Origin of the sequence: Streptomyces sp. AP-93 (genome assembly GCF_022808175.1) — a bacterium.
Lineage (GTDB): Bacteria > Actinomycetota > Actinomycetes > Streptomycetales > Streptomycetaceae > Streptomyces.
The window spans coordinates 85,626-99,229 of sequence record NZ_JALGBX010000030.1 but is presented as its reverse complement, the minus strand read 5'-3'; the positions used below and the strand labels follow the sequence as shown (position 1 = coordinate 99,229).

The 13,604-nt window shown below is 71.6% G+C and carries 14 protein-coding genes; 8 read left to right on the top strand and 6 right to left on the bottom strand.

Annotation, left to right across the window (positions count from 1 at the left end; all coding sequences use genetic code 11):
- Positions 1 to 82 precede the first annotated feature (82 nt).
- Positions 83 to 1,420 (top strand): M14 family metallopeptidase, encoded by a 1,338-nt coding sequence (locus MTF69_RS36420; RefSeq protein ID WP_243340669.1) that lies wholly within the window; start codon positions 83 to 85, stop codon positions 1,418 to 1,420.
- Positions 1,421 to 1,485: 65 nt separating this feature from the next.
- Here MTF69_RS36420 and MTF69_RS36415 read toward each other — a convergent pair whose 3' ends face one another.
- From MTF69_RS36415 to MTF69_RS36400, 4 genes are all read right to left on the bottom strand, one after another.
- Positions 1,486 to 3,375 carry a serine/threonine-protein kinase gene (locus MTF69_RS36415; RefSeq protein ID WP_243340668.1) on the bottom strand — a complete coding sequence of 630 codons (1,890 nt, stop codon included), beginning with the start codon at positions 3,373 to 3,375 and terminating at the stop codon, positions 1,486 to 1,488.
- Between the two features lie 140 nt (positions 3,376 to 3,515).
- Positions 3,516 to 4,010 (bottom strand): lamin tail domain-containing protein, encoded by a 495-nt coding sequence (locus MTF69_RS36410; RefSeq protein ID WP_243340667.1) that lies wholly within the window; start codon positions 4,008 to 4,010, stop codon positions 3,516 to 3,518.
- A gap of 107 nt (positions 4,011 to 4,117) precedes the next feature.
- A complete protein-coding gene (locus MTF69_RS36405; protein WP_243340666.1) occupies positions 4,118 to 4,537 on the bottom strand; it encodes a RidA family protein in 420 nt (139 codons plus the stop codon).
- Positions 4,534 to 5,307, bottom strand: coding sequence for an IclR family transcriptional regulator (locus MTF69_RS36400; RefSeq protein ID WP_243340665.1), 774 nt, complete (start codon positions 5,305 to 5,307; stop codon positions 4,534 to 4,536). The genes MTF69_RS36405 and MTF69_RS36400 overlap by 4 nt, the downstream gene beginning before the upstream one ends.
- A 136-nt stretch (positions 5,308 to 5,443) precedes the next feature.
- Here MTF69_RS36400 and MTF69_RS36395 point away from each other — a divergent pair, with 136 nt between their 5' ends.
- The 4 genes from MTF69_RS36395 to MTF69_RS36380 all read left to right on the top strand — a co-directional run bounded on the left by MTF69_RS36395 (position 5,444) and on the right by MTF69_RS36380 (position 9,651).
- Positions 5,444 to 6,721, top strand: a complete 1,278-nt coding sequence (locus MTF69_RS36395; protein WP_243340664.1) for an amino acid deaminase — start codon at positions 5,444 to 5,446, stop codon at positions 6,719 to 6,721.
- Between the two features lie 4 nt (positions 6,722 to 6,725).
- On the top strand, positions 6,726 to 8,300 hold the full coding sequence (locus MTF69_RS36390) for an amidohydrolase family protein (RefSeq protein WP_243340663.1): 1,575 nt from the start codon (positions 6,726 to 6,728) through the stop codon (positions 8,298 to 8,300).
- 54 nt (positions 8,301 to 8,354) lie between these two features.
- Positions 8,355 to 9,365 (top strand): YdcF family protein, encoded by a 1,011-nt coding sequence (locus MTF69_RS36385; protein ID WP_243340662.1) that lies wholly within the window; start codon positions 8,355 to 8,357, stop codon positions 9,363 to 9,365.
- A gap of 100 nt (positions 9,366 to 9,465) precedes the next feature.
- On the top strand, positions 9,466 to 9,651 hold the full coding sequence (locus MTF69_RS36380) for a hypothetical protein (RefSeq protein WP_243340661.1): 186 nt from the start codon (positions 9,466 to 9,468) through the stop codon (positions 9,649 to 9,651).
- A 60-nt stretch (positions 9,652 to 9,711) separates the two neighbouring features.
- Here MTF69_RS36380 and MTF69_RS36375 read toward each other — a convergent pair whose 3' ends face one another.
- On the bottom strand, positions 9,712 to 10,371 hold the full coding sequence (locus MTF69_RS36375) for a DUF4386 domain-containing protein (protein WP_243340660.1): 660 nt from the start codon (positions 10,369 to 10,371) through the stop codon (positions 9,712 to 9,714).
- A 159-nt stretch (positions 10,372 to 10,530) separates the two neighbouring features.
- Here MTF69_RS36375 and MTF69_RS36370 point away from each other — a divergent pair, with 159 nt between their 5' ends.
- The gene (locus MTF69_RS36370; protein ID WP_243340659.1) at positions 10,531 to 11,238 is read left to right on the top strand and encodes a TetR/AcrR family transcriptional regulator; all 708 of its coding nucleotides are present in this window, start codon (positions 10,531 to 10,533) and stop codon (positions 11,236 to 11,238) included.
- A gap of 41 nt (positions 11,239 to 11,279) precedes the next feature.
- Here the strand turns inward: MTF69_RS36370 and MTF69_RS36365 are convergent, their stop codons facing one another.
- The gene (locus MTF69_RS36365) at positions 11,280 to 11,756 is read right to left on the bottom strand and encodes a macro domain-containing protein (protein WP_243340658.1); all 477 of its coding nucleotides are present in this window, start codon (positions 11,754 to 11,756) and stop codon (positions 11,280 to 11,282) included.
- Positions 11,757 to 12,016: 260 nt separating this feature from the next.
- Between MTF69_RS36365 and MTF69_RS36360 the strand changes: the two genes are divergently transcribed.
- Together MTF69_RS36360 and MTF69_RS36355 are read left to right on the top strand one after the other, a co-directional pair.
- Positions 12,017 to 13,279: a PTS transporter subunit EIIC gene (locus tag MTF69_RS36360; RefSeq protein WP_243340657.1), complete on the top strand. Its 1,263-nt coding sequence runs from the start codon at positions 12,017 to 12,019 to the stop codon at positions 13,277 to 13,279.
- A gap of 2 nt (positions 13,280 to 13,281) precedes the next feature.
- The gene (locus MTF69_RS36355; protein WP_243340656.1) at positions 13,282 to 13,536 is read left to right on the top strand and encodes a DeoR family transcriptional regulator; all 255 of its coding nucleotides are present in this window, start codon (positions 13,282 to 13,284) and stop codon (positions 13,534 to 13,536) included.
- The last annotated feature ends 68 nt before the right edge of the window (positions 13,537 to 13,604 follow it).

The window sequence follows — 13,604 nt, the reverse complement described above, 5'->3', positions numbered from 1 at the left end:
CGTGTTCTTGACCCGGACATGCCACGAGAGCACGCTGTGCGCGTCCGCACGGCTACCCCCACACTCCCACCCAGGAGAACGCATGCGGCTCCACCACCGCCGAAGGGCCGCCATCACGGCGGCCCTTCTCGCGCTCGCGCTCGGCGCACCCGCCTACGGCATGAGCGCGACGGCAGCCCCGCCGCCCACCCCGTCGACCGCCACCCAGGACGAGTCGATCGTCCAGTACGAGATCCAGGGACCGTCCACGGCGACGGAACGCACCGCCCTGCTCCGTACCGGCATCTCCATCGACGAGGTGGACGCCCGCTCGGTCGTCGTCAGCGCCGACACGATGCAGGCCAAGAAGCTGCGCGCACTCGGCTACGAGCTGACCGCGCTGCCCGGACCGCCGGACCGCTCCGACGGGCGCGACATCGCCGCCGGGATCAACGACTTCCCGTCGAAGGACGCGCTCTACCACAACTACGCCGAGGCGAGCGCGGAGATCGACCAGCGCGTCGCCCAGTACCCCTCGATCATCAGCAAGCGGGTCATCGGGAAGTCCTACCAGGGCCGGGACCTCGTCGCGATCAAGATCAGCGACAACGTCGCGACCGACGAGGCCGAGCCCGAGGTGCTCTTCACCGCGCACCAGCACGCCCGTGAGCACCTGACGGTCGAGATGGCCCTCTACCTGATCAAGGAGTTCGGCTCGAAGTACGGGACGGACTCCAGGGTCACCAACGCGGTCAACGGCCGCGAGATCTGGATCATCCCCGACCTCAACCCGGACGGCGGCGAGTACGACATCGCCTCCGGCTCGTACCGCTCCTGGCGCAAGAACCGGCAGCCCAACGCCGGCTCCTCCTATGTCGGCACGGACGAGAACCGCAACTGGAACTACAAGTGGGGCTGCTGCGGCGGCTCCAGCAGCAGCAAGAGCTCCGAGACCTACCGGGGCCCGGCCGCCGAGTCGACGCCCGAGGTGAAGGCGGTCTCCGACTTCGTGCGCAGCCGCGTGATCGGCGGCAAGCAGCAGATCACGGCCGCCATCGACTTCCACACGTACAGCGAGCTCGTGCTGTGGCCGTACGGGTGGACGTACAACGACACGGCGCCCGGACTGACCGCCGACGACCTGGGCGCCTTCAAGGCGGTCGGTCAGAAGATGGCGGCGAGCAACGGCTACACGGCCGAGCAGTCCAGTGACCTCTACATCACGGACGGCACGATCGACGACTGGCTGTGGGGTGACCAGAAGATCTTCGGCTACACCTTCGAGATGTACCCGGCCAGTTCGAGCGGCGGCGGCTTCTACCCGCCGGACGAGGTCATCGACCGCGAGACGGCGCGCAACAAGGACGCGGTGCTCCAGCTCCTGGAGAACGCGGACTGCATGTACCGGTCGATCGGCAAGCAGGCGCAGTACTGCCCGTAGCGCCGGTCGTCACGTGAACCGGGGCGCCCCACCGCCAGGGGGGCGCCCCCCTCGCACGGGCCCGGCTAGTCCTTCGCCGCGTCCTGGGCGTTGCGCCAGATCGTGAGGTCGACGGTGATGTACCGGGTCGACTCCTTGTCGCCCGTCCTGCCGCGGAAGGTGGCCACGGCGATGTGCCCGGCCTTGCTCAGCACGCAGACCTGCGAACCGTCCGTGAGCTCGTCGAGGCCCAGCTTCTCGGTGAAGCGCGTCACCGTGCGGCAGGTCTCCAGGGAGCCCTTCTCGGAGTTGTTCAGCAGGACGAGCTTGCCGTTGTCGGTGCCGAACCTCTCGTCCCCGAACAGGGTGTCCCGGTAGTAGAAGAGGTCCCCGCTTCCGTAGAGCACGCCGCTCTTGGTCTCGGCGGGGCGCGGCGGATTGTCGGCGAACATCACCTGGTGGTTCTCGGGCATCTCGATGCGCTGGTAAGAGACCGGCTGCGGGTCGGCGCGCTTGCCGGACCCGCCGGGCGAGGCGCTCGCGCTCGCCGTGCCGCCGCCGCTGCCGGGCGACCCGGCCGCACCGTTCTTCTTGGAGTCGTCCGGCAGCAGGGACCCGAGGACGGCGAGCCCGATGACGGCGCCCACGACGGACAGGGTGACGATCAGCCCGGTCCGCTTGGGGCGGGTCGGCGCGGGCGGGTACGCGGGCTGCCCCCACCCGGGCTGCGCGTAGCCGGGCTGGGCGTACGTCGGCTGCGCGTACGAAGGCTGCTGGCGCGGAGGCTGCGCGTACGCGGGCTGCGGGTACGGGGGCTGCTGGTGCGGAGGCTGCGCGTACGGCGGCGGTGTCCCGTAGCCGGTCGGCACCGTCGCCGGTCCGGGCTGCGCCGGAGCGGCGTGCGTCGGGGCGGCGGCCAGGCCGGTGGGCGTGTACCCGGGCGCGGCGGGGGCGGCCGGAGGCGTGCTCGGGGCCGGCGGCTGCGCGGCGAGTTCCGTCGGAGTCGGAGCCGGAGCCGGAATCGGAGCCGCCGTGGCCGCCTTCGGCAGCGGGGTGGGCGCCGGGGCGGGGAGCAGCTGCACCCGCTCGGTGATGGAACCGGCGATCGCGCGCGGCAGCCAGTCCTCCCCCTGGCGCAGCGGAGCGGCCGAGGCGGCGTGGCACAGTGCGATGACCTCGGTCGGCGCCGGGCGGTCGGCCGGGTCGCGGCTGAGGCAGCGGGTCACCAGGGGCCGCAGTTCCTCGGGCAGCCCGCTGAGGTCGGGGTCCTCGTGCACGATCCGGTAGAGCACGGCGTGCGAGGGCCCGTCCCCGTAGACGGAGGAGCCGATCGCCGCGAAGGCCGCGATCTGGCCGAGGGCGAAGACGTCGGTGGCCGGGCTGATCGTGCCCGCCGAGGCCTGTTCGGGCGCCATGAACGCCGGGGTGCCGATGCTGACGCCCGTGCTGGTCAGGGCGGTGCTGTCGGCCGCGCGGGCGATGCCGAAGTCGATGACGCGCGGGCCGTCGGAGGCGAGGAGGACGTTGGCGGGCTTCAGGTCGCGGTGCACGATGCCCGCGCCGTGGATGACGGTCAGGGCCTCGGCGACCCCGACGGCCAGCAGCAGCACGCTGCGCGGCGGCAGTGCGCCGTGGTGGGCCACGGCGTGCGCGAGCGAGGGGCCGGGCACGTAGGCCGTGGCCAGCCAGGGCTGGGAGCCCTCGGTGTCCGAGTCGATGACCGGTGCGGTGTAGAGGCCCTGGACCCGCTCCGCGGACCGCACTTCCTGCTGGAAGCGCCGGCGGAACTCGGGGTCCTCGCCGAACTCGGACCGGATCACCTTGATCGCGATGGGCCGGCCGCCCGGCGTGTACGAGAGGTACACCTTGCCCATGCCGCCCGCACCGAGCACCGCCGCGAGCCGGTAACCGCCCACGACCTCGGGATCGTCCGCCTTGAGCGGTTGGAAGATGCCTGCCGAAGGTGCGCTGCTCATGAGGATCCGTCCCTGCTGGCGGCGTTCCGGCCCCCGCCGGCGCCCCGAGTCACCCGTGAGGGTACCCAATGGGCGATCACGTCCAGGACCCGGACCGCGGGACCGGCGGCGGCAGTTGGCCCGCCGCCGGTCTGCGCCGGTCAGCCGTGGAAGGTGATGTACCCGTTGCCGTCGGAGTCGGATCCGCTCTTGGTGTAGGAGTGGGAATCCGCGGACTTGCCGGACGGGGTGGACAGGTAGATCGTGTCGCGGTCGTTGTTCCAGATGAAGTTGCAGCTGCCGCGGTAGGCCACGTTGCCGGCGTCGGACTCGGTGCCGTGGCCGCCGCGGAGCTTCACGAAGTCACCGGGCTGCAGGTAGTGGTTGTTGGTGAAGGTGAAGCGGTTGCCGGTGGCGTCCTTGACGACGTAGCCCTTGAGGTTGACCGTCGACGTGGTGGAGTAGTTCTTGATCGTCAGGTACTCCGCGGCGGTGTTGCCGGTGGAGCAGCTGTTGGAGTCCGCGCCGGGGGCGTCGTACTGGACTCCGCGGATCTTCAGGGAGAAGCCCGACTCGGCGGCCTGGGCCGGGGTGGCGGCGAGGACGGCCAGCGTGCCCGTGGCGACGGCCGCGGCTATGACAGAGAGCTTGCGCAAGAGAGTTCCCCCCACATTGTGTGTACAAAGCGCGCTCAAGATACACAAAATGCGGAAGATGATCACCGGTTCGCACACACTCCGAGATGCGGGCCGCAGGCCCCGGCTCAGGCCCCGGCGTCGAGCACCGCGAGGGCGTCGATCTCGATCAGCAGGCCGCCGGGGAGGCCCACGTACACGGTGGTGCGGGCGGACGGGGCCTCCTTGAGGTTCTGCTCCTCGAAGTAGGCGTTGTAGATCGCGTTCATCTCCGCGAAGTGGGTGGTGTCGGTGAGGTAGACGCGCAGCATCATCACGTCGTCCCAGGTGGCACCGCCCGCCTCCAGGACGGAGCGGACGTTCTCCAGCGTCTGGAGGGTCTGCTCGCGCAGGGTGGGTCCGGCCGGCGTGGGCGCCTGCCCGTCCACGTGCGGGAGGAAGCCGACCTGGCCGGCGACCTGGAGGATGTTGCCCTTGCGGACGCCGTGCGAGAACTTCGCGGGCGGGTCGGTGTGGGTGGCGGGGGCGATCGCGGTCTTGACGGTCATGGCCTGTCTTCTTCCTGTTCCTGCACGGGGCCCGAGCCTGAGTACTCGCGGCCGATGGCGTCGGCGGTCTGCCGTACGAGCGGGAGGAGTTCGAGCAGCCCCGCGACGGGGAGGACCACTCCGGGGGCGGAGACGGACATCGCGGCGACCACGCGGCCGTCGGGTCCGCGGACGGGGGCGGCCAGGCAGTTCAGGGACTCCTCGTGGCCGCCGAGGTCCGTGGCCCACCCCTGGGCGCGTACGAGGTCCAGCTCGCGCAGGTACGCGGCGGCGTCGGGGGTGGAGCGGGAGGTGTAGGCCGGGTACTCGATGCGCGCGGCCAGCGCCCGGCGCTCCGCCTCCGGCAGGTCGGCGATCAGCAGCTTCGCCACGGCGGCGACGGTGAGGGGGACGGGCCGGCCGATGCGCGAGTACATCCGTACCGCGTAGCGGCTGTCCACCTTGTCGACGTAGACGACCTCGTCGTCCTGGTGCAGGGCGAGGTGCACGGTGTGCCCGGTGGTCCGATTCAGTTCCAGCAGGTGGGGGTGGGCGATCTCGCGCACGTCGAGGTTCTCGATGGACTCGCAGGCCAGGGCGAAGAGGGAGGCCCCGAGCCGGTAGCGCCCGTCGCCCTGCCGGTACACGAAGCCGTGTTCCTGGAGGGTCCGCAGCAGCCGCAGGGCCGTGCTCTTGTGCACGTCGAGCACCTCGGCGACCTCGCCGAGCCCGGCCGGCCCCTTGGCCAGCGCAGGCAGGATCCGCAGCGCCCGCTCCACCGACTGGCTCACGCCGTGTACCTCCGTACGGAACCCGGACCCGGACCCGTTGACCCGTCGTCATCCGGGATGTTAGACAGCATGCAGCGGTACGCGCAACGACTGTTGCACTGTACGCAACAACCGCAACCCCCTGGAGGCACACCACATGCCCAGCGACCCCGTCCAGGCCCTCGCCCAGGAGCCGGTGGACCACCGGTTCAAGGGACTCCCCCCGGACGCCGGGCAGGCGGGCCTCACCGTCGGGGAGCTCACGGCCCAGCGGCGCAACCTCCACACCGGCGGGTTCACCACGCCCGTCCTGACCCTCGACGCGGAGGCGCTGAGCCACAACCTCACTGCCCTCGGCACCTACGCCGAGCGCCACGGCCTGGCCTTCGCCCCGCACGGCAAGACCTGCATGGCCCCGCAGCTGTTCCGGCGTCAGCTCGACCACGGCGCCTGGGGCATCACCGCGGCCGTCCCCCACCAGGCCCGCGTCTACCGGGCGTTCGGCATCCAGCGGATCTTCCTCGCCAACGAGCTCGTCGACGCCGCCGCCCTGCGCTGGGTGGCCGCCGAGCTCGCCGCGGACCCCGCCTTCCGCTTCGTCTGCTACGTGGACTCCGTGCGCGGGGTCCAGCTCATGGACCGGGCCCTGGCGGGCCAACCGCAGCGCATCGACGTGGTCGTCGAGCTCGGCGCCGGGGAAGGCGCCCGCACGGGGGCCCGTACCGACGAGGACTGCCGGGCCGTCGCCGACGCGGTGGCGGGTACGGACACCCTGCGCCTGGTCGGCATCGCCGGGTACGAGGCGGAGGTGCCCGGGGCCGACCCGGACTCCGTGCACGCCTACCTGCGCCGGCTCACCGGCCTGGCGGCCGAGTTCGACAAGGCGGGGCGGTTCGAGGGCGTCGACGAGATCGTCGTCAGCGCGGGCGGCTCCGCCTGGTTCGACGCCGTCGCCGACGTGTTCGCCGAGCTCCCGGAGCTCTCGCGGCCGGCCTTGAAGCTGCTGCGCTCCGGTGCGTACGTCTCCCACGACCACGGCTGGTACACCCGCCTCACCCCCTTCAACCGGGTCCCCGAGGAGGGCGGTCTGCGCCCCGCCTTCCGGCTCTGGGCGCAGGTGGTCTCCCGCCCCTCCCCCACCCAGGCGTTCGTGAACGCCGGCAAGCGGGACATCGCGTACGACCTGGGGCTGCCCGAGGCGGAGCTGGTCCGCGATCCGCTCACCGGCGCCGAGCGCCCGGCGACGGGGATCCGCGTCCTCAAGCTGTCCGACCAGCACGCCTGGCTGGAGACGGATCGCGCCGAGGACGTGGAGGTCGGCGACTGGGTGGCGCTGGGGATGTCCCACCCGTGCACCATCTTCGAGAAGTGGCCGCTGATCCCGGTGGTGGAGGCCGACGGCACGGTCACGGAGTACGTCCGGACGTTCTTCTAAGCCCATGGACCTGGTCATCCGCGGGGCCCGCGTCGTCGACGGCACGGGCGGGCCCTCCTACACCGCCGACGTGGGGATCCACGAGGGCCGCATCATCGAAGTGGGCGGCCGGATCGCGGGCGGCGGACGGCACACGCTCGACGCCCGCGGCCTCGCCCTGGCCCCCGGTTTCATCGACATGCACGCCCACAGCGACCTCGCCCTGCTGCGCGATCCGGACCACAGCGCGAAGGCCGCCCAGGGCGTGACCCTCGAAGTCCTGGGCCAGGACGGCCTGTCCTACGCCCCCGTCGACGACCGCACGCTGGGCGAGGTGCGGGCCGCCATCGCCGGCTGGAACGGCACGGGCGAGGACATCGACTTCGACTGGCGCACGGTCGGCGGATACCTGGACCGGCTGGACGCGCAGGGCATCGCCGTCAACGCCGCCTACCTCGTCCCCCAGGGCACCGTCCGCGCGCACGTGGTGGGCTGGGGCGACCGCCCGGCCACACCCGAGGAGCTCGACCGGATGCGGGCGCTGGTCGCCGAGGGGCTCGCGCAGGGCGCCGTCGGCATGTCCTCCGGGCTCACCTACACCCCGGGCATGTACGCGTCCGGCGCCGAACTGACCGAGCTGTGCCGGGTGGTGGCGCGGTACGGCGGCTACTACTGCCCGCACCACCGCTCGTACGGCCGCGGCGCCCTGGCCGCCTACGCCGAGATGGTCGAGCTGACCCGCGAGGCCGGCTGCGCCCTGCACCTGGCCCACGCCACGATGAACTTCGGGGAGAACCAGGGCCGGGCGGGCGAGCTGCTCGCCCTGCTCGACGGGGCACTGGCCGGCGGCGCCGACATCACCCTCGACAGCTATCCGTACACCCCCGGCTGCACCACCCTGGTCGCCCTGCTGCCCAGTTGGGCGAACGAGGGCGGGCCCGAGGCGGTCCTGGCGCGCCTGCGCGACGACGCCGAGGCCGAGCGGATCCGGTACGCGCTGGAGGTGGAGGGCGCCGACGGCTGCCACGGGGTCCCGGTCGACTGGTCGACGATCGAGATCGCCGGGACCACGGATCCGGCCTACGGGGCGTACGTAGGCACGCGCGTCCCGGACTGGGACACGGCCCGGGCGCTGCTGCTGGGCGACCGGCTCGGACCGAGCATCCTGCAGCACGTCGGGCACGAGGAGAACGTACGGGCGATCATGCGCCACCCGGTCCACACGGGCGGCTCGGACGGCATCCTGCAGGGCGCGAAACCGCATCCGCGGGCCTACGGCACCTTCCCGCACTACCTCGGGCACTACGTGCGCGAGCTGGGCGTCCTCTCCCTGGAGGAGTGCGTCGCCCACCTCTGCGGCCGTCCCGCCGCGCGGCTGCGGCTGGCGGACCGGGGGCTGGTGCGCGTCGGGCACCGGGCCGACCTCGTCCTCTTCGATCCGCTGACGGTCGCCGCCGGATCGACGTACGAGCGCCCGCGCGCACTGCCGGCCGGGATCCCGTACGTCCTGATCGACGGGCGTTTCGTCGTACGGGACGGGCGCAGGACGGACGTCCTCGCGGGGCGGGCCGTGCGTCGCACCCCGCACGGCGGCCGGTAGTCGTCCCTGCGCCGATCATCCGACCGTCCTGTCTTCACACCTACGATGAGCGGCATGTACGCCTTCGTACCTGCCGCCCTGTTCCGCGTCCTCTTCGGCGTGAGCGTCCGGGAGGACCGTCGGCGCTTCCGCAACGCGGTCTACCTGGGCCTCACCTTCATATTCCTGTCCGTCGGCCTGCTCACCCTGGTCCCGGACCTGCCCCACGGCCTCGGCGGGATCATCGTCGCGCTGGTCTTCCTGATCCCCTCGCTCGGCACGATCGCGCTCGGCTTCTTCCTGATCGGCAACGGGCTGACGATGATCCGCAAGGAGGGCCGCCGCCCGGCCAATCTGCTCGCCTTCGTGGCGGGGGTGGGGATCTTCGCGCTGATCGCGTTCGTCCTGACGATGGGCAGCCGGGGCTCCCAGACCTGGGACGCGGTGGTCGGGGGCGTGGTCTTCCTCGCCGGGTACGTCTCCTTCCTCTTCCTGTGCTTCCTCGCCTACGCCTTCCTCTACGGCCGGATCAAGGTGCGCGGGGACGTCGACTACGTGGTGATGCTCGGCTCCGGCCTGATCGGCGGCGACCGGGTCCCGCCGCTGCTGGCCTCGCGGCTGCGCAAGGGCCGGGAGATCCACGACGCGCAGATCGCCCGGGGCGGACGGGCGCCGCTGCTGCTGACCTCGGGCGGCAAGGGGACGGACGAGAAGGTCGCCGAGGCGCGGGCGATGGCGGACTGGCTGATCGCCGAGGGCGTGCCGCAGGAGCACGTGCGGCTGGAGGACCGGTCCCGCACGACGGAGGAGAACCTCCGGTACAGCCGGACGATCATGGAGACGGCCGACCCCGGCTACCGCTGCGTGGTGGTCACCAACAACTTCCACGCCTTCCGCGCCGCGATGATGGCCCGCAAGGCCGGGGTGAACGGCCAGGTGCTGGGCTCGCCCACGGCGAAGTACTTCTGGCCGAGCGCGACGATCCGCGAGTTCGCGGCCGTGTTCTGGGAGCACAAGATCGTGAACCTCGGCATCTGCGGGGCGGTCGTCGCGCTGACGGCGGTACTGGCGATCAACAGCGCCTGAGGCACGGCCCCGAGGCGCGGCCCCGACGTGCGGCCCCGACGTGCGTTCATGGGGGCGCGGCCGGAGTATGGGGGCCAGGGGGACACAGCAGGAGGTAGCGATGGACAGTGAATCGGACCAGCAGCCCCAGCGCCCCGCCCACCTCTACACCGGGTCGGAGCACCCGTTCGACCCCGAGGACCTCGTCATGGCGCGCGGCCAGGACGTGACTCCGGAGCGGGTCGAGAAGGCCCGCAAGCTGATCGAGAAGGAGGGCGCGAGGGCGCTCGAACGCTACCTCCCGTAGACGGGCCCGGACCGGGGCGGACCGGGCTCCCCGGCCCGCCCCGAGGTGCGCGGCTCGTCGTCATGGAGCGAGGACGCCGGCCCCGTCGGCCGCTCGGGGCCCGAAGCCACGGACGATCAGCCACCCGGCCAGCGCCAGTTCCCAGGCGAACACGGGCAGTGCGGCGACGGCCCCCGCCGTGGAGAGCTGCTCGTAGGCACCGAACATCACGGCCACGGCCGAGGCGCAGATCAGCGGCCCGCCGACCAGCCCGAGCACGGCGATGAAGCGCGGCACGAGCCATGCGCGGTACGCCACGTACGCGAGCACGACGGTGTTCAGGCCGAGGGCGATGTTGGGCCCGAGCAGGAACGTCCAGTCGTGCACGGCCACCAGCACGACGTCGGCGCCGCCGTCCGCCGCCGTCCCCGCGTCCCGCCGCAGGGTGACGAGCGCCAGGACGGAGACGATCCCGACGGCGATGACGGCCGCCTCCAGCAGGCGCCCGAAGGCGTAGCCGAGCGCGAGCCCCTCGCCGTGGCGCCGCAGGACGGGGAACAGCGCCGCCCCGGTGCCGGCCACCGCCACCACCAGCACCACCTCGCAGAGCGCCCCGAGCAGCGCCTGCGTGTCGGCTCCCTGCGGGATCCGGCCGTCCGCCGCGCCCAGCAGGGGGCGGTACAGGATCGCCCCGGCTATCGCGGAGGCCTCGGTCAGCAGGAACAGCAACCCGGCGGCCACTGCGGTTCTCCGGTCCGGACTCATCTCTCGGCACCCCTCACTCGATGGAGGTGTACGCCGTACACCTGCCAGCGACCATAGGTGTACTGCGTACACTCGTCAAGGAGAGGGTGTCGTCGAGGCGGGAAGGACCCAACCGGAATGACCCGGCAAGAAGCCATGGACCAAGCCACGGACAGGGGCACGGACAGGACCGCGGACAAGCAGCGGATCCCCCTGAACAGGGACCGCGTGCTGCGCGCCGCCGTCGCGCTCGCCGACGCCACGGGCATCGACGCGCTGAGCATGCGCAGGCTCGCGCAGGAGCTGGGCGTCGTACCGATGGCCCTCTACAAGCACGTGGCCAACAAGGAAGAGCTGCTCGACGGCATGGTCGACGCGGTCGTCGGCGAGATCGACCCGCCGGCCGCGGATCCCGACTGGCGGCACGTGGTGCGCGGGCGGATCCTCTCGGCCCGGCGGGTCCTGCTCCGCCACCCGTGGGCGGCGCGGGTCATCGAGTCCCGGACCGGCCCCACCCCGGCCGTGCTGGGGTACCTGGACTCGATGGCCGGGTGCTTCCGCAGCGGCGGCCTCTCCGCCGACCTCACGCACCACGTCATGCACGCCATGGGCAGCCGCCTGCTCGGCTTCAGCCAGGAGCTGTTCGACACCTCAGGCCCCTCCGGCCCGCCGGACCCGGGGATGGCGGCGCGCTACCCGCACATCGCGGAGCTGGCCGCGACGGCCGCACACGACGGGGGCTCCACGGTCGGCAGCGGTGGCGGCTGCGACGACCAGTTCGAGTTCGAATTCGCCCTGGACCTCCTCCTGAACGGCTTCGAAGCCCTCAACCGCCAGGGCTGGACGTCGGCGCGGACGGCATAGCGAACGCCGCCGGCCGGACCTTCCGGAACCCGGAGCGCCGGCTATCCGAAGTCGTACACCGTGACGGGTATCCCCTTCGCGCACAGCCCGTCGCGGATCAGCGGCTCGATGCGCGACCACTTGCCGCCCGCCAGGCCGCAGCCGATGCGGGGCATGTGGACGGAGGCCCCCAGTTCGGCGGCGTGGGCCGCCAGGAGTGCGAGGCAGCGCTCGACCGCCTCGTAGCGGATGGGTGGGCCACCGCTGCCGGTGCGCATGCCGTGCTGGCCGACCATGTTCGCGACCCAGGTGTCCGGGCGGACCTGGACGAGCTGGACCGCGCCGAGCCCGAAGTCGTTCCCGCTGCGGCCCCTGTGCCAGGCCCGGTACGCGGCCTCCGGCTCGCTCCAGCGCTTCGAGAGCGCGAGGACGAAGCCCTTCCCCCAGCCCCCGAGGTCGTTGCAGACGTGCGCGATGATCTTCGGCCCCCGAGCCTGCGGACTGCTCGCATCCCCTCGGATGACGGTCGGCTGCTGCATGCGGATCCCCCTCCACTCCCCTGCCCGCAAGGTACCCGGACCCTCTGACATCGCCAGAGGGCACGAGGTTCGCGGGGCTTGGGACCTCAGCCTTCGGGTCATAGGTCCACAGTGTCTCCAGCCTTGGGTTTATGCGGTTTTAACCGTGTTACAACTGGAACATCGCGCTGCAAATGGCGCATTTTCCCTAGCTGTTGCCCAGCCCACACAAGCGCTGCCTGCCTTGGCAACACACCCCGTTTCCTCTGGAGGAAGCAACCGTGAGTACAGCCGAGCAGACGGCCACGTCTGCCAAGAAGAACTCCGCCGTGATGGCGGTCATGCAGCGCCTCGGCCGCAGCCTCATGCTGCCGATCGCCGTGCTGCCGGCCGCCGCGCTGCTGATGCGCTTCGGCAACGCCGACATGCTGGGCAGCGAGTCGCTGCCGGGCTGGGTCAACGAGATAGCCAAGTACATGGCCGCCGGCGGCAACGCCGTCTTCGGCAACCTGGCGCTGCTGTTCGCCGTCGGTATCGCGGTGGGCTTCGCGAAGAAGTCCGACGGTTCCACCGGCCTGGCGGCCGTCGCCGGTTACGTGGTCTTCGCCAGCGTGCTCGGCAAGTTCAGCGACGGCAACGTGCCGCAGATCGAGGCGGTCGTCGACCACAAGGTCGCCCTGATCGACGCACCCGTCAACGCCGGTGTCCTCGGCGGTGTCGTCATGGGCATCGTCACCGCCCTGCTGTACCAGAAGTTCTACCGGACCAAGCTGCCGGACTGGGCGGGCTTCTTCGGCGGCCGCCGCCTCGTCCCGATCCTGTCCTCCTTCGCGGGCCTGGTCATCGGCATCGTCTTCGGTCTCATCTGGCCGGTGCTCGGCAAGGGCATCCACGGTCTCGGCGAGTGGCTGGTCAACTCCGGCTCCGTCGGCGCGGGCATCTTCGGCGTCGTCAACCGCGCGCTGATCCCCGTCGGCATGCACCACCTGGTCAACTCCTTCCCGTGGTACCAGGCCGGCGAGTACAACGGCGCCCACGGCGACATCGCCCGCTTCCTCGCCGGTGACCCGACCGCCGGACAGTTCATGACCGGCTTCTTCCCGATCATGATGTTCGCCCTCCCGGCCGCCTGCCTCGCGATCGTCCACTGCGCGCGCCCCGAGCGCCGCAAGGTCGTCGGCGGCATGATGTTCTCCCTCGCGCTCACCGCCTTCGTCACGGGCATCACCGAGCCGATCGAGTTCACCTTCATGTTCATCGCCCCGGTGCTCTACGCGATCCACGCGGTCCTGACCGGTGTCTCCCTGGCCCTGACCTGGGCGCTCGGAATGAAGGACGGCTTCGGCTTCTCGGCCGGCGCGATCGACTTCTTCCTCAACCTCGGCATCGCGTCCAACCCGTGGGGCCTGGCCGGCATCGGCCTCTGCTTCGCGGCGATCTACTACTTCGTCTTCCGCTTCGCCATCACCAAGTGGAACCTCCCGACCCCCGGCCGCGAGTCCGACGAGGAGCTCGCCGAGATCCTCAAGGCCGAGGCGAAGTAACCGTGCCCCGGGCGCAGCGCACCCCCGGACGGGGAATGCCTTGCGAGGAGCGGCGCGAGCTGATCGCCGGTGCGGTGCATGCCAGGGGCCGCGTACGGGTCGCCGATCTCGTACGGGAACTGGGCGTCAGCCGGATGACGATCCACCGGGACCTCCAGCACCTGGACGCCCGGGGCCGGGTACGGCGGATCCGCTCCGGGGCGACCGCGATGCCGCCCGCGACGGCCGCCACGGAAGCCAGGCCCGTCACGGCCTGAGCTCCCCCCGAAAGCGGGGGCGGGGCACCACCGACCGACCGGTGGCGCCCCGCCCCCTTTTCGCGCTC